This window comes from Novipirellula rosea (assembly GCF_039541335.1).
In the GTDB taxonomy this organism is placed as follows: domain Bacteria; phylum Planctomycetota; class Planctomycetia; order Pirellulales; family Pirellulaceae; genus Novipirellula; species Novipirellula rosea.
In genome coordinates this window covers 12,533-28,651 of record NZ_BAABGA010000075.1, presented here as the reverse complement: position 1 = coordinate 28,651, position 16,119 = coordinate 12,533, and the positions used below count along the sequence as shown (strand labels likewise).

At 55.6% G+C, this 16,119-nt stretch carries 9 protein-coding genes; 6 read left to right on the top strand and 3 right to left on the bottom strand.

The features are described from left to right. The first annotated feature begins 209 nt into the window (after positions 1 to 209). From ABD971_RS26500 to hrpA, 4 genes are all read left to right on the top strand, one after another. Positions 210 to 869, top strand: coding sequence for a TetR/AcrR family transcriptional regulator (locus tag ABD971_RS26500; protein WP_345326864.1), 660 nt, complete (start codon positions 210 to 212; stop codon positions 867 to 869). Then, positions 859 to 2,646: an efflux RND transporter periplasmic adaptor subunit gene (locus ABD971_RS26495; RefSeq protein ID WP_425571376.1), complete on the top strand. Its 1,788-nt coding sequence runs from the start codon at positions 859 to 861 to the stop codon at positions 2,644 to 2,646. Before ABD971_RS26500 ends, ABD971_RS26495 begins: the two co-directional genes overlap by 11 nt. Further along, on the top strand, positions 2,646 to 6,002 hold the full coding sequence (locus ABD971_RS26490) for an efflux RND transporter permease subunit (protein ID WP_345326863.1): 3,357 nt from the start codon (positions 2,646 to 2,648) through the stop codon (positions 6,000 to 6,002). The genes ABD971_RS26495 and ABD971_RS26490 overlap by 1 nt, the downstream gene beginning before the upstream one ends. A 113-nt stretch (positions 6,003 to 6,115) precedes the next feature. Next, positions 6,116 to 10,219: an ATP-dependent RNA helicase HrpA gene (hrpA, locus tag ABD971_RS26485; RefSeq protein WP_345326862.1), complete on the top strand. Its 4,104-nt coding sequence runs from the start codon at positions 6,116 to 6,118 to the stop codon at positions 10,217 to 10,219. 111 nt (positions 10,220 to 10,330) lie between these two features. On the opposite strand, the gene ABD971_RS26480 is transcribed toward hrpA, so the two are convergent. Further along, positions 10,331 to 11,317 (bottom strand): nitrilase-related carbon-nitrogen hydrolase, encoded by a 987-nt coding sequence (locus ABD971_RS26480; RefSeq protein ID WP_345326861.1) that lies wholly within the window; start codon positions 11,315 to 11,317, stop codon positions 10,331 to 10,333. A 316-nt stretch (positions 11,318 to 11,633) separates the two neighbouring features. Here ABD971_RS26480 and ABD971_RS26475 point away from each other — a divergent pair, with 316 nt between their 5' ends. Together ABD971_RS26475 and ABD971_RS26470 are read left to right on the top strand one after the other, a co-directional pair. Further along, positions 11,634 to 12,515, top strand: a complete 882-nt coding sequence (locus ABD971_RS26475; RefSeq protein WP_345326860.1) for a sugar phosphate isomerase/epimerase family protein — start codon at positions 11,634 to 11,636, stop codon at positions 12,513 to 12,515. 235 nt (positions 12,516 to 12,750) lie between these two features. After that, complete coding sequence (locus tag ABD971_RS26470) at positions 12,751 to 13,920, top strand: sialidase family protein (protein ID WP_345326859.1); 1,170 nt, start codon at positions 12,751 to 12,753, stop codon at positions 13,918 to 13,920. Positions 13,921 to 14,230: 310 nt separating this feature from the next. Here ABD971_RS26470 and ABD971_RS26465 read toward each other — a convergent pair whose 3' ends face one another. Together ABD971_RS26465 and ABD971_RS26460 are read right to left on the bottom strand one after the other, a co-directional pair. Next, positions 14,231 to 15,343 carry a DUF1559 family PulG-like putative transporter gene (locus ABD971_RS26465; protein ID WP_345326858.1) on the bottom strand — a complete coding sequence of 371 codons (1,113 nt, stop codon included), beginning with the start codon at positions 15,341 to 15,343 and terminating at the stop codon, positions 14,231 to 14,233. Positions 15,344 to 15,379: 36 nt separating this feature from the next. After that, positions 15,380 to 15,589 (bottom strand): hypothetical protein, encoded by a 210-nt coding sequence (locus tag ABD971_RS26460; protein WP_345326857.1) that lies wholly within the window; start codon positions 15,587 to 15,589, stop codon positions 15,380 to 15,382. Positions 15,590 to 16,119: the final 530 nt, after the last annotated feature.

The window sequence follows — 16,119 nt, the reverse complement described above, 5'->3', positions numbered from 1 at the left end:
GCTTACATTCAGTTACGAATGCGGCACGAATATGGTTTATGCTAGCTTGAAAGGGCTCGCCTTACGCCCCCCCGGCTTACCTCCATAGTGCGGCTCGGCGCTGCTCTAGACAGGATCGAGGCGACATGATTAAACTATTGTCGACCGGCGGTCGATAAATAGTGGGCCGGCGGTCGTGTCTTGAAGTGCGATGATGGGAGTCCCACAAAATGAATTGGCAGCGAGCGAGGAAACCGGCGCAAAAAGCCGAGCGAATGACCGCGATTCTGGATGCGGCCGCGTCTCTGTTTGACGAGAAAGAGCTTTCGCAAATCTCGATGCGGGATGTGGCCGAGCGCGCGGGGGTGGGCAAAGCCAGTCTGTATCACTACGTCAAAACCAAGGAAGAAGTGTTTTTGTCGCTCTACGGTCACGAGTTGCAGTCGTGGCTCGAGGGTATCGAGAAACGGCTCGATCGTCTCCGCAAACCTACGCCCGAGCGTGTCGCTGCGGCACTGGTCGACGAATTGACATCGCGGCCCAGACTGTGCCGCTTGAAAGTGGTGCTGGCGGTGGTGCTCGAACGCAATCTTTCCGACGAAGCGATCACGGAATTTAAAGAGTCGCTGCTAGAGCCGACCGATCGATTTGTGACGTTGATTCACCAAACGTTGCCCCAGCTTTCGTTGGCAGCAGCCAAGGATTTTTTGTTTCAGTATCACTCCGTGGTGGCTGGACTGTGGCCTATGGCTCATCCCAGCGATCAAGTCGTCGCTATTCTCGAAGAACCAAAATACAGCGATTTTCGTGTTGATTTTGCGCCGTTGCTCCAGCGAACGCTCGTGAAATTGTTGCAGCCCAGCGAAAAAGGAAACTCCGATGCAAAGTAGGCTAACGCGTTCGGCTCGCCGCAGCGGTTGGTGTCTGCTTCTCGTGATATGCGGTTGCATCATCGCAACGGGATGTCAGAAACCGCCGATGGAATTTGCAGACAAGGCGGCTCAACCGGTGACGGTGATGACGTTAGTAAAAGCGATGCCTCCATCATCCTTTATGGCGTCCGGTAGCGTCAAATCGTGGAAGACCGAGGATCTCGGTTTCGAAGTTTCGGGGCGGTTGGAATGGGTGCTCGAACCTGGCTTGGACGTGGACGGCCGGATCGTTGATCCCGATGGAAAACTCATTCAACCGGGCACTCCACTTGCCCAAATTGAAACGGCTCAATACGACATTGCTGTCCAATCAGCGAAGGCGGATGTTGAGGTGGCCGAGCGTAAAAAAGAGAGTATCGAGATCCGATTGCTTGAAGCGTTGCCGGTGGAGATCGAGTCGGCAGAGGCGGATTTGAATTTGGCAAAAATCGAATTCGAGCGAATGCAAAAGCTGAATCTTCAGCAAGCCGCGTCTCAATCCGAGTACGACCAAGCTGAGAATTTGGTGCAAACGCGGACGACAGCGTTGCGATCACTCGAGGCAAGCGAGAAGCAGACTCGCGCGGAATTGAAGTCCGCTGAATCCGAGATCCGGCGTGCCCAGCAGGTGCTTCGAGATGCCGAACGCGACCTGAAAAACACCACGCTTTTCGGTTCCTATCAAGGTCAAATTGCCGAGGTGATGGTGGTGCCTGGCAGTGTCGTGACCGCGGGATCACCGGTGCTGCGTCTGCAGATGTCCAACCCGATCAAGGTCGAAGTCGAGTTGTCATCTCAGCAATCACGTCAAATTCGCCAACGGCGAAATCTGCCCGCGTCGTTTGAATTGCCCGATGGCACGATGCGGCACGTTAATGCGTTTGTCTATAGCATCGCACCCAGCGCCGATCCGACCACGCGAACCTTTACGATGACGCTGTTGCTGCTGAACGAGAAGTTTCGTGACAATTTGCCGGACTCCATTTCAGAGGACACCGTGGCCAGGTCCGAAGATATTTGGCCGCTGAAACTGAATCGCATGATGGGAACCCCCGCCGAGGTGACGTTGGTAGAAGAAAAGTCGATCCACCATGATGACGAAGGTGCCTTCGTTTATCGCGTCAGCAATGCAAAACTGAACGACGTCTTACCCAAAATCTTAAAAGTCAAACGCCAACGTTTGGTTGAAAATGATTTGCGGATTCCGTTTCTAGGCAACTGGGTGTTTCGCTCGGTGTCGTTTTTGGATGACGATGGCGGCAGCGAAACACTATCGCTGGACACGATCTACATTGGCGAATTGGAACAGGGCCCGTCCGCCGCGTCCAATTGGGACGGCGAATCGGTGGTGTTGGACGCGGGAGCCCAGTGGATGCTGCGGCCTGGCGACTTAGTCACTGTGGATCTCTCTAGCAACGATGCGGATTTTGGTTTTCATGTGCCGATCGATGCGATCTACGAGGAATCGGGCGAGACGTTCTTGTTTGTCGCCCAAGACGGTCACGCGAAAAAGTTACCGGTTCAATTGAAGCAATCAGGCAATTTGGATGTCGGTTCGTTGGTCGAGATTCAATCGCCCGCATTAACCGATGGGATGCAAGTCATCGTCGGAGGCGTTCATTATTTGCATGACGGTGAAGCGGTGCGGATTGTGCAAGCCGCGTTAGCCGTGACCACCGACAACGACGTGCCCCTGAATGTTCCTGATGCAGACATCGATGAGAAAGCGGACATTGATGAATCGGAGGCCTTGTAATGTCACTCCCTGCATTGGTGGTCAAGTATCGCCCGATCGTGATCTCGGTCGTGCTGCTCGCGATGGTGTGCGGCGCATTTACCTATGTCACCATCCCGCGTCGTGAAGATCCCGAGTTTACGATTCGCGTTTGTGTCGTTTCGACCTCGTGGCCAGGGGCGCCTGCGGAAACCGTCGAAGAATTGATCACTGACAAAATCGAACAGAGTTTGATCAGTATCGAAGAGGTTGACTTTACCCGGTCAACGACGTTGACGGGCCAGTCAACGATTTTTGTTGAACTGGAAGACAACGTCGCACCCGCCGATATCCAGAACGTTTGGGACAAGGTCCGTGCGCGTGTGCAAACGGTACCAATGCCTGAGCCCGACATCGTTCCGGTCGTCAACGATGAATTTGGCGATACGGCGGTGTTATTGCTGGCCGTGCATCAAACACCCTCGCATGACCGTGACCACGTTCGCCCGCAGGATCTGTATTCGCCTCGTCAGCTGGAAATCTTTGCCGAAGAGGTCCAAGACGCAGTGCGGTTGTTACCGGGGGTGGCCAAAGTCGAGATGTTTGGCGAGCGAGATGAAGCGATCTTTATCGAAACGGGACTCGCCAATTGGTCACAACTCGGTTTGACCACGGAACAGCTGGAAACGTTGGCTCGCGAACGAAACATTATCGAAGCCGGAGGCGAACTGGATACCGAATCGGGCCACTACGCCGTCAAAACAGGCGGTGAATTTAATGCGGTTCAAGAGATTCAGCAGATCGCCAGCACCGTTCGCACCAACGGGGGTGACAACAGTGTGCCGCTTGCCGAGCTTGGTTTGACGGTGACGCGAGGATTTGAGGATCCCGCAGATTATCTATGTCGTTTCGGTGATACGTCCGCAGTGACTCCCGCCGTGATGCTAGGGATCACGATGAAATCGGGATCGAACATCATTGACGTTTGTGACGCCGCCAAGGCTCGGGTGCGAATGTTGGCCGATGTTGAACAGCGACTGCCACCGGACATCGCGGTCACTCCGGTCTCGGACCAATCCGAAAGTGTGGCGAAGAAGATTCACGATGTGATCATCAATGTGATCGAAGCGGTCTTGATCGTGGTGGTCGTGGTCTATTTGGTCGTTGGTTTTCGTACTTCGTTTGTGATGGCTGCGAACATTCCGATTGTCGTCGTAATCGCGGTCGGGCTAATTGCTCCTTTGGGTGTCCAGCTGGAACAAATCTCGCTTGCCGCACTGATCATCTCGCTCGGCTTGTTGGTCGACAACGCGGTTCAAGTTTGTGACCAAGCTCGCACGAATCAGATTGCCGGAATGCGGCCTTTTCCCGCAGCGATTGACGGAGCCAATACGCTTGCGATTCCGATGTTGGTCGGAACATTAACGACGATGGCGGCGTTCATTCCGATGTTGTTTTCGCTCGAAGGAGGCGGCAAGGAATACGTCTATAGCTTGCCAATCACGGTCTCCACGACGCTGGCACTCAGTTGGTTGTTGGCGATGACGTTGTGTGTGATTTTGGCAGGCATGTTCATTCGTGCGCCGCAGGGTGACGAGTCGGGATCGCCCGTCGTGAACGCATTCTCGGCGCTGGCTCCTTTCGGTTCACGCCTTCGACGCCGCTCGCGTAAAACGCGTGATTCCGGTTCCGCAGACAATACGGCGACCAGGGGCGTCTCGGAAAATTGGACCTACCGAATCTATGGGGTGATCGGTCGGTTGGCGGTGCGAGCGAAATGGGGGACCGCGCTCGCGACGTTGTTATTGATCGTCGGCATTATGACGTTGCCGGTCAGTTCCGAATTTTTTCCTGAAGCCGATGGCACTCAGTTCGCCGTGAAGATCATCTTGCCGGAAACGGCCACGATCAAGCAAACCGATGCAGTGGCCCGACAAGTGGAAACGATTGTGCAAAGGTTGGGGGCCGCGACCGATTACAGTCCTGCTCGATTGCGAGCGTTTCGCACGATGGTCGGCGGCGGCGGCTCGCGTTGGCATCTCGGCTGGAGTCCCGAGCCAAAGTCTCGCACTTATGCTGAGATTTTGGTTCGCACCACCGATAGCTCCGTGACGACTCACTATGCACAGCGTGTGCGTGAGATCGCCGAACGTGGCGATGAGGAACTTGGGATTCAACCGATCGTCGGCGCACGCGTGGTTCCTGTGCAATTAGCGTTGGGACCGCCCGCCGACCCGTTGGTTTTTCGCGTCGCAGGGAACGGGTTTGCCGATCCCACGATTCTGCGGTCCGCCGCCAATCATTTGAAGCAACTCGTCGAAGCACAACCGGAAACTTGGGACGTCAACGACTCGTGGGGCGTCGATGGTTACCAAGTTCGCGTCGATGTGGACCAAGATCGTGCGGTCTTGGCTGGCGTGACGAATTCGCAAGTCGCGCGCACGTTGAATTCGTACTACTCGGGGCTGCGGTTGACGACATTTCGCGAAGGTGACCACGAGGTTCCGGTCTATTTCCGGCTCAAACCGAACCAGCGTCAATCGATTCGAGGACTGCAAGAATCGTTCGTGGAAGGGGATCTCGGCAAGGTGCCGCTGTCGTCGATCGCGAGTCTGGAGACCACGTTTGTGTTAGCCAAAATCGCCCGCCGCAACATGAACCGCACGATCGAGGTGAGTTCGCGAATGGAGCCCGGGGTGACCGGCAATGACGTTGTTTCTCGGTTGCTGAAAAGCAAAGAGATGAAGGCATTGAGTGAGAGTTTGCCGGTGGGGTATTGGATCGAACCGGGCGGCGCGTTCGAGGAGAGTGCCGAAGCCGGCGGGCAAATGATGATGTCGTTCGCGATTTCATTCGTGCTGATCGTGTTGTGTTTGATTTTCCAGTACAACGGTTGGTCCAAGCCGCTGATCATTTTGTCGACGCTGCCGTTGGCATTGGCGGGAGCATGGTTGGGGTTGTTTTTGTTTGACGAATCACTCGGGTTCATGCCCCAGCTTGGTATCTTGGCGTTGTTCGGGATCGTTTTGAATACTGCGATCATCTTTGTCGAATTCGCCGATATCTTGATCGCCCAACGAGCGAGCGAGAAAGCGAGTGCGGGAACCGCCGATGGGCCGATCGTTGGTCTTAGCGTTGCCGAGTTTCGTGAGTGTTTGATCGACGCAGGAAAACAGCGAATGCTGCCGATCTTCTTAACCACAGCGACCACTGTGGGCGGTTTGATCCCGTTGGCACTCAGCGGCGGGGCACTGTGGGAAGGATTGGCGTGGTGCATGATCGTCGGTCTGCTGCTGACCACCTTTTTGACGTTGATCGTGGTTCCTGCGTTCTATGCGATCCTGGTCGAAACCTTAGGCGTCAAACCGATCGCAATTCCAACGCATAAGCATGAATAACTCTATGTGCGAGTGTTTTTCAGCTCTGCCAAACGTAGTTTAGGGAGAGGTCGAGTAGGTCATTTGGCGATGTTCGGATCGACACATTTCGCATTCTCAGTAAGATGGTATCGATGAATGCAAAACCAAGCAGTCCCAAGCTGACGACCGAACCGACGCCCCCCTCGCCCGCAGACGATTCGGGTGGGTCCGAAGCGGCTGCGAACGCCCCGAAGTCGGTATCCCCGACGACGCCGTCCATCGATGCAGCGATGCGGATCGATCGTTTTCGCTTGCGCCGTGATAAAAAACGACTCAGCCCCGAAGCGTATGCAAAACGGCTGGCCGAATCGGTCCAGCAGTGTGACGCTCGTAAGGCCGCGACACCGCGGATCGAGTACTCCGACGAGCTGCCGATCACGTCACATCGCGACGAGCTGATTCAACTGATCCGCGATCGCCAAGTCATCGTGGTCTGCGGTGAAACGGGCAGTGGCAAGAGTACCCAATTGCCCAAAATTTGTCTCGAAGCCGGGCTCGGTCGCGAGGCGATGATCGGGCACACTCAGCCGCGTCGATTGGCCGCCCGCAGCATCGCCACTCGATTGGCCGAGGAACTCGATACCACGCTCGGCAAAACCGTGGGTTACCACGTTCGCTTTGGCGATCAAACCGGTCCCGAGACGTTGATCAAGCTGATGACCGACGGGATTCTGCTCGCCGAAACGCAGTCCGATCGCTTCCTCGATGCGTATGATGCGATCATCATCGACGAGGCTCACGAGCGTTCGCTGAACATCGATTTCTTGTTGGGTTACCTGCGGCGGTTGCAGTCGAAGCGGCCCGATTTGAAGATCATCATCACCTCGGCAACCATCGATGCCGAGCGGTTTGCCGAACACTTTGCGGACGAATCCGGCCCCGCTCCGATCGTCAACGTCGAAGGCCGCGGGTATCCCGTCGAGCTCCGCTATCTGCCTTGGGAAGAAGTCGTCGACGATGAAGATCGCGGCTACGATCTCGCTCGCCATGTGATCGCAGGAATCGAGTCGTTATCGCGAGGCGGCAGTGCGGGTGACACGTTGGTCTTTCTGCCCACCGAACGCGATATCCGCGAAGTCACCCACCGGGTCGCTGGACATTACAAGCGATTGGGGATGCCCAACCGAGTGGACCTGCTGCCGCTGTACGCACGGCTGCCGCAGAAAGAACAGCAGCGGATTTTTCATCCCGACGCGGGCAAGCGGCGGATCATTTTTGCCACCAATGTCGCCGAAAGCTCGCTGACGGTTCCCGGGATTCACTCGGTGATCGATACCGGCACCGCGCGGATCAGCCGCTACAGTCCACGCAGCAAACTGCAACGATTACCAATCGAGTCGGTCAGCCGAGCGAGTGCAAATCAACGCGCCGGTCGTTGTGGTCGTATCGGGCCTGGGGTCTGCGTGCGTTTGTATTCGCTCGAGGATTACGAGTCGCGTGACGCGTTTACGACGCCCGAAATTCGGCGTACCAATCTGGCCTCGGTCATTTTGCAAACCAAAACGCTGCGGCTGGGACGATTGGAAGAGTTCCCGCTACTCGATCCGCCGCGTCCCGAATCAATCCGCGAAGGCATTCGCACACTGATGGAATTGCGCGCGATCGATGACAAGCATGAATTGACTGAAATCGGTCAAAAGCTTGGCCGATTGCCCGTCGATCCGCGTGTGGGACGCATGATTCTGGCTGCGGACGAGTTCGGAGTATTGCCCGAAATTTTGCCGATCGCCGCGGCGCTCGAGATCCAGGATCCTCGTGATCGTCCGCAAGAAAAACAGCAGGCGGCTGATGAAGCACACGCGATGTTCAAGGATCCCAACAGCGATTTTCTGTCGTACTTGAAATTATGGCGTCACTACGAAGAGGCTCGCGAAAAGCATTCACGCAGCAAGTTGACGCGAGTGCTGCGTCAGCAATTTCTGTCGCCCAATCGCATGCGTGAGTGGTCCGATGTCTATCGTCAACTCAAGGAAATGGTCGCGACGTCGCTGGGCGAACGCAAAGGAGCCCGCAAGAAAATTGGTGCGATTCGCTTTGCCGATGATCCCGAACGATTGCTTGATGCCAATCTGGACGATGCGTTGCATCAAGCCCTTTTGACCGGGCTGTTGTCGAGTGTCGCAATGGTCAAAGAAAAGAGCGAATACACCGGCGCCGGTGGATTGAGTCTTTATCTGTGGCCCGGAAGTGGCGTAGCGGCAAGTAAGCCCAAGTGGATTGTCGCCGCCGAACTTGTCGAAACCGCCAAGCAATATGCACGTACCGTGGCCCGGATCAAACCCGAGTGGATCGAAACCATCGGGGCGCATCTGATCAAACGTTCGTACAGCGAGCCGCACTGGAGTTCCAAGTCGAGTGGTGCGTTTTGCTACGAGCGGCAATCGTTGTTCGGGCTGCCCGTGGTGGTCCGCCGCCGGGTTCCGTTGCCTCCGATTGATCCTTCGACCGCCCGCGATTTATTGATCGAGCATGGGCTGGTTGAGCAGCAGATGAAGACAACCGCTCGCTTCGTGCGGTTCAACCAAACATTGCAAGAATCGATCGCGTCGTTGGCCGCCAAAACACGTCGCCGCGATTTGGTCGTCGATCCCTATTCGGTGGAACGTTTCTATCAAACGCACCTGCCCGAGGATGTGTGTGATCGTGGCCGCTTAGAGAAATTCGATCGCTCGGTCGAAGCCCCCGCGTGGACCAAGCAGCTTCGCGATGCTGCCGATTTGTCAGCGTGGTTACAATCGCCGCCTACGCTCGATGAAAACGCGACGCCGTACATGCAGCCTGGCGATTTGATCGAAGCCGCCAGCGAAGCGATCACCAAAGAAGCTTTTCCGGACGAACTGCAAATCGGCAGTTCGCGGTTGCCGCTTCAGTATCGCTTTGAACCGGGCGGCGACGAGGACGGCATCCAGTTGAAAATTCATCAAGCCGCGTTGCCGCAAGTCAGTGACGAGCGACTGGGGTGGCTGGTTCCCGGATTGCTGCAGACCAAGCTGGTCGCGATGATCAAATCGCTGCCCAAACGTATCCGGCGAAACCTTGTGCCTGCGGCTGACGTTGCCGCGAAAGTCGCCCAGGAACTGGCTCCCGAGTACGGTCAAGTGCCGTTCATGCCGTCGGTGTGTGCCGCATTCTCGCGGCATGCGGAAATGCCAGTGACGGCGGATGATTTTCAGTCCGAAAAACTCGATGACTATCTGCAGTTCCTGGTCACCGTGGTCGATGACGATGGCAAAACGATCGCAAGCGGCCGTGAAGTTCAGCCGCTGAAAGAAAAATTAGGCTCGGCAAAAGACCAACCCGAGGCCGCCGAGGCGGATGATTCGGATGAGTCGTGGGCTCGTGAATCGATGACCACCTTTGATATTGAATCGCTACCCAAAGAGGTGGTGCGGACGCGAGGCGGAGTGAAAGTCGCACAATACCCGGCGTTCTTTGACAAGGGCGATGGAGTGGCGATCCGACTCGTGTCGGATTTAGCGACCGCCGAAGCGATGTCGCGTCAAGGATTGACGCGACTGTTTGCATTGACGGAGAAGAAAGAGTTGCGAACTCAGGTGCGATGGCTGCCGTCACTCGAGCAAGCCAAAGTGAAACTGAGCGGGGTCGTGTCGGCCGCCTCAGTCGAATCACAGTTGATCGATTTGCTGGCCCGCATTGCCTTCGTCGAAAACGAACCGGTCATTCGCAACAAAGCGGAATTCGATCAGCGACGTGGCGAACGAGTACGACGAATTGCCGAAGCGACGCAAGAGGTTGCCACGTGGTTATCGGCAATGGCGGACGCCTATTTTGCTGCACGACGTCAGATCGAATCGACCACGGGAAACCGTTTCGATCAAGCGATGCGGGATGTCCGGCAGCAGATGGATTGGTTGATTCACGATCAATTTCTTGCAGCCACCCCGTGGGAATGGCTCAAGCACTATCCGCGTTACTTCAACGCAATTGCCTATCGATTGGATAAATTGACCAGCGGCTCGGCGCCGCGTGACCGCGAGGGAACCGAAACGGTCGAGAATCTGCGTCAGCGGTGGATGGCGACGCTGCCAGAGAGCGAGCGAAATCCGCGTGATCAATCGGTAACCGAAGTCCGCTGGATGATCGAAGAATTGCGAGTCAGCCTGTTTGCTCAGCCGCTCGGCACCGCAATCAAAATCTCGCCCCAACGCTGCGAAAAAGCAATCGCCAAACCGTAGCGAAAGTCGCCAAGTCTTTCGGCGACCACTGCTTTCACCCGCCCTCCCGTAGCGGAAGTCGTCAAGACTTTCGTCCACCATACATCCCCCTCTCCTCACTCCTCACTTCCCCTACTCCTCAAACTTCATCTCCCGCGTATCCCGTTCCATCCCCGTCGGCACCGTTAGCGGCGTATAGAGTTCGGGTCGGCGAGCACGAATCCAGCTGCGGCCGGTAGCATCGGCCATCAGACCAGCGTCCAGGTCGGCGATCACCATCGCGTCGTCTGCTTTCCAAGTTTCCGTGATCACACGGCCGTAAGGATCCAGGATCATTGCGTTGCCGGTGCGGATCTCGTCATCATCGACTCCCACACCATTACTGAAGATCAAGAAAATGCCGTTGTCGTGAGCCCGGCTTGGCAACCAACGCATCAGCCAGCCTCGTCCTTTATCGCTTCGAAATTCTTTTTCGATCGTCTCAGAATCCGCGTGCCGGTTGTCCCACAGTTGCCGGTCAATGATCCCCATCAAGTTCGGATTCTTGCTGCGTACTGCTCCGGTTTGATGCGGAGCCAGCAGAATCTCTGCACCACGAAGAGCGGTGATGCGAACGTTTTCAATCAAGTTGCAGTCGTAGCAAATCAGGACGCCGACACGAAAGCCATCGGGCAGATCGAACACGGTGTACTCCGTTCCACTGCGGATCGCGGTGTGCTCAAACGCCTGCAGTTTGCGGTGGCAGTGGACCGTTCCATCGGGCAAGGCGACGACATAACTATTGTAGAACTCGCCACTCTCGCTGACTTCGACCAGCCCTGCACCGATGCTGATTCCGTATTGTCGTGCCAACCTGATCAATCGTTGAGTGCTGGGGCCATCCGGGATCGATTCTGCAAGTTGGCCAAGTTGCTCAAGCGACAGATTGCGAATGAACCAATACCCGGTGATACAGCATTCCGGAAACACGACCAGTCGCACATCTTGGTTGGCGGCTTTGCCAGCGAACGCTTCGATCTTTGCAAAGTTGGCTTCCTTGTTCGCCGCCGCTGCTTCGAATTGAACCGAGGCAACACGAAGCGTGCGTAGGTCTGCTGGGGTAGCGTCGGATGTTGGCATTTTTTCCTGTAGGTTTGTGCTAATTTAGCGTAGCGGAAGCCGTCAAGACTTTCGTTCCAAGGCGTATACCCCCGAAATTCTTGACGAGTTTTGCTGCGAAATCCTTTACAGCGTTGCTCGTCACGGAGAACGTTCTGCGGGCATTTTACCCGAAGTTGCCGATGGCGAGGGCCGTTGTTGGTTGGGAGCACACGCAAACAGGCTGGGAAAGCCGAGCGTCGTTGGCATGATGCCAACATGCGATCAAAAAAGGGGATTAGAATCAAACTGTCTGACCTTTCCTCACCTCATTCACTCAACTTGGATTAGTGACGCGATGACGTTTCGAGCAACGCCAGGCTTTCGACTGTTTGCAATGCACATCACGATCGTTTCAGCCTTGAATGTTGCCGTGGTCTGTCCTGCCGAGAACCCTTTTTTCGCCATGGATACCGGAGTTTCGGGGACTCCGGCGGAGGTCGCTGGCGTGTTAGAAGAGCTGGGTTACGCGGGGCTTGGCGGCAGCCCTACAGGTGCGGATGAAATGGCCGCGGCGCTTCAACAACACGATCTTACGTTGTTCAATGTCTATTGGGTGCTCAAGTTTGACGACCAAACGCCGGCGTTATCCGATTCGCTTCGCGATTGCATCGACTCGCTTCGAGGATACGAGTCCGCATTGTGGATCGCAGTTTCAGAAGTCCGCAAAGAAGGGCAACCGGTTGCGTTGTCATCCACGGACGGCGATGACGTCGCCGTTTCAAGGCTCCGCGAGATCGCCGACTATGCTGCAGCTCGCGACGTGTCCGTGTCGTTGTATCCTCACACCAACTATTGGATGCAACGTTTTGAAGATTCGATTCGATTAGCGGAAAAACTCGATCGAAGCGACGTCGGAATTACGTTTAATCTGTGCCATTGGTTGAAAGTCGAAGGCGATCGTGACCCAAGCGAGCTACTTACTCGTAGCATGCCGCGACTCTCCTTTGTCACGCTCAATGGAGCCGACCGAGGGGATACGCGCAGCATGGGTTGGGCTCGTTTGATTCAACCGCTTGGCAGCGGCTCGTATGATGGGGGGCGGTTGGTCGAGACACTGCACGCAATGAATTACAAAGGTCCCGTCGGGCTGCAAGCGTATGGGATCAAGGGAGATCAACGAGAGAATTTGCGTCGATCGATGGACGCATGGAAAGCAATGCAGCCGAAAAACGAGTAAACTTCAATACTCGCTCGTTCCCAGGCTCCCGCCTAGGAGCGCACTGCTTTGGAGGTTCCCGCCTCGTCTCCACTCGTTCGCCAGGCAGGAGTTTGCAATTCAATGGGTATCCAGACAAAAGCCTACAGGCCAGTGACGGCGTTCACTGAGACTTGCCTAGATTTCCTCCGCATTCCACCCGCCACCCTCCACCCGCCACCCGCCCCAAAATCTCCTTTTGAACGAGGTTCCCACCATGCGTTGCTTCCATTCTGCGTTGTCGTTTCTGGCTCTCGGATCGATTCTGTCGTTGGCGTTTGTGTCAAACACGAATCCTTTGTTTGCTGACGAAGCGGCCCTGAGTTCTGCGGTCACTCTGCGGTTGCCGCCGACCTCCGGGAATCCGCGAAACAGTGAAGGCGACTTTATCCAGCTCACTGATGGCCGCTTGCTATTTGTCTATACGCATTTCACGGGCGGTGGCAGCGACCATGCCTCTGCCCATCTTGCCGGTCGGTATTCAGCAGACGGCGGTAAAACGTGGGACGCGACGGACACGCGGATTTTGGAGAACGAGGCGGGGTTCAATATCATGTCGGTATCGCTGCTGCGATTGGCCGACGGACGCATTGCGATGTTCTATCTGAGCAAGCAATCACTTCTGGATTGTCGGCCTGTGGTTCGCTTCAGCAGCGATGAGGCTGCGACGTGGAGCCCGCCGCAGACGATCATTCCCGATTCCGAGGTTGGCTACTATGTATTGAACAACGATCGTGTAATTCAGCTGAAGGATGGACGGTTGGTCATGCCGATGGCGCTGCACAATTCGCCGAAATTGGAAAAGCCTGATTGGGCCGGTCGCGTGCTGTGTTATCTCAGCGATGATGCAGGCAGCACGTGGCGCGTGAGCAAAACCATTTTAGAAACGCTCGATCCTAGCAGCGGCAAACGGTATCTCGCGCAAGAGCCTGGCGTGGTCCAGCTTCGGGATGGTCGTGTGATGATGTTTGTACGCTCGAACGCTGGCAGTCAACAAATCAGCCATTCCGCCGACGGTGGAGAAACCTGGTCGCCGCTGCTCCCGTCGACACTTCTGTCTCCCACATCACCTGCCACGATCGAACGCATTCCTGGAACGGATAGCTTGGTTTGTGTCTGGAATGATCACACCAACATCGCAGCTGAATTACAAGGAAAACGCACTCCGTTATCGCTTGCCATCAGCGACGACGAAGGCAAGACTTGGCTTCGATCGCTCACGCTGTTTGACAACCCCGATGGATGGTACTGTTACACCGCGATCGAGTTCACCGAGGATGCCGTGTTACTAGGCCACTGCGCCGGAGACCGCAAGGAGAACAACGGCCTAGCCGAAACGCAAGTCACCCGGATCGAACTAGGAGAGCTGGCCGCCGTTCTGGAGTAAAACCGGTTCAACTTTTGCGTTCAGCGCATCACGCGGACGTCCTCGCATAAGTTTTCGTATGCCATGTTTTGCAAACTGCTAGAGCCAAAACGAGTCACCTCGCCCGAGCGCAGCTTGGGAGAGGTCGGACGGGCCCTTTAGGCCTCGTCCGGGTGAGGGCCGACCGCGCAAGCTTAGTGTACAGCGGAAAATAGGCACAAAACACCTGGGGCTTTCCGCCAACCACCAGGAGCCGCACCACAAAAAAATCCCTCGCCGATTGGCTCGGCGGGGGATCTCAAATGGATGGGGAAGCATCGAAGCTCAGTGGCTACTCGAGCGACTCTGTTTCCTTGCCTCGAATAGTTCCAAGCGCGCCCCATAACCCGTAAGGGCTCTTCGAACCTGGTGCGGTCCAACCACCGCCATTCGCAACCGGCGGTTGGGTCAGGTCTCCCGATTCGATCGAGTCGGTGACGAAGCGGATGGCACCGTCCGCCATCAACACATGAGCACCACCTTGGTGGTAGCTGGTGACCGAAGCTAAGCCGTCATTGGAATCGGTTGACCGAAGGCAGGAAGGAGAGTTCGGGGGCAATACGGTCATAACGGCCGTCGAATGCCAATGACCGTCTGCCCAGCGACGTCCACGCTGCCAAATACCGCCTGTTGCGTACTGTGATGGCGACTCGGGATTGATGTGAGCCCCCGATTTACATTTGTCAGGAGTGGGACGCCACCAATCACTGCCATCGAGATGGAATACATAGCTTCGAACTCCACGCTCGAAATCCATCACACATAATTCTCCCATTGCGATGGTATTGGAGGTGCCATCCTTGATGTCTCGGAACCGAGTGATTTTTTCTCTCGCAAATAATCCTCGGTGACAGCCGGTCACACCCGTGTGGTGATTGCGGTCGCCCGGTTCCGGTGAACGTCCGGCGCCTCGAATCGTATCCCCATAGCAGTTCCCGTAATTCGTCTGTCCCGCACCATTGAGCACCGCGGGGTCACTTGGACAACGATAACTCATCACCTGAGTCATCCATGGGATGTATGTCGGCGAGTCGGTGCCGGGAGACGCACCCATCGGATCGAAGTTTGTAGTTCCTTGCACTGATGGATTGCTGAGTTGCTCCCAAAGCGCCTGCTGCTCAATAAAGGGTAAAATGCCGACGAGGTTTAGATTGACGCGGTAGCCATTAGGAGCTGATCCGTCCCAAGTGCTAGGAAACATCTGGTAAGCGGAATGGTAGTTGTGCATTCCCAAACCGATTTGCTTGAAGTTGTTGCTGCAACTCATCCGCCGGGCCGCTTCACGAGCCGCCTGAACTGCGGGTAGCAGCAATCCGACAAGAACGCCAATGATGGCGATCACAACCAAAAGTTCCACCAAGGTGAAACCCTCTCGCCATCGAGGCGTCGAACAATTTTCATGCATGTGACTAGTCCATAACGTGTGAGAAAAACAAACGAATCATCGCGGCGGAGTTGGATCCGCGTTCATCAGAGCCTCCATTTTCTCGGGATCATTGACATCGTTGCCGACATCAGGGTCGACCTGTACCTCGCCCTCGAGAACTCTCGTTCCCGAGGAATCTCCACAGCCGAGCGTGCAGGCGACCGGAACAAACAGAGTTAAAAACATCAAAAGCCGGTAACGCATAAAACCTTCCAAATTCGACATGAGAAATGAAAAATAGTGAGACCAACCGTTTGCAGCCCATACAGGCTGATTGTGGATCGCGTAGCTCCCATAAGGGGCAAGTCTATAGCTCTCGTCCGTGGCTGTCAATTTTTCTAGAGTCTCGATGGGGAATTGTGAAATATTCATTTTGACGAGTCTTCACCCCGCTGACCCCACTTGCAATGGTGCGTCCCACGCGTTAGCAAACTCAAGTACCAAGTCTGGCAAAAGATGACGCTGGCTTCAGCGCCGATGTCAGGATGTTGCAACAAACGGACTTAGCGAATACTCATGAACCATGGCTGACGTTCGGGGTTGCTGCGGCTTGCGACTGAGCCGTCTGCTGTTCGTCTGGGCTCTTCCTGAATTCGTTCAACAACCATGGATGGTCCTTCCGTCCGCGACTGCAGTCACCTCTTTACCGACGATGAAGACTGTTGGTTGAGTAGCAGGTAAATAGGCCGGAGGCCGAAACGTGACTTGCCGTTGGCGTGAGCCAACGGTTTAGGGGCGACCTGTCGCCGTAAGGC

Excerpts from the sequence above, each read along its gene's own strand:
- ABD971_RS26480 (WP_345326861.1), bottom strand. The coding sequence starts at position 11,317 with ATGCCAACATCCGACGCTACCCCAGCAGACCTACGCACGCTTCGTGTT.
- ABD971_RS26460 (WP_345326857.1), bottom strand. The coding sequence starts at position 15,589 with ATGTCGAATTTGGAAGGTTTTATGCGTTACCGGCTTTTGATGTTTTTA.
- ABD971_RS26490 (WP_345326863.1), top strand. The coding sequence starts at position 2,646 with ATGTCACTCCCTGCATTGGTGGTCAAGTATCGCCCGATCGTGATCTCG.
- hrpA (WP_345326862.1), top strand. The coding sequence starts at position 6,116 with ATGAATGCAAAACCAAGCAGTCCCAAGCTGACGACCGAACCGACGCCC.
- ABD971_RS26465 (WP_345326858.1), bottom strand. The coding sequence starts at position 15,343 with ATGCATGAAAATTGTTCGACGCCTCGATGGCGAGAGGGTTTCACCTTG.
- ABD971_RS26500 (WP_345326864.1), top strand. The coding sequence starts at position 210 with ATGAATTGGCAGCGAGCGAGGAAACCGGCGCAAAAAGCCGAGCGAATG.
- ABD971_RS26495 (WP_425571376.1), top strand. The coding sequence starts at position 859 with ATGCAAAGTAGGCTAACGCGTTCGGCTCGCCGCAGCGGTTGGTGTCTG.
- ABD971_RS26470 (WP_345326859.1), top strand. The coding sequence starts at position 12,751 with ATGCGTTGCTTCCATTCTGCGTTGTCGTTTCTGGCTCTCGGATCGATT.
- ABD971_RS26475 (WP_345326860.1), top strand. The coding sequence starts at position 11,634 with ATGACGTTTCGAGCAACGCCAGGCTTTCGACTGTTTGCAATGCACATC.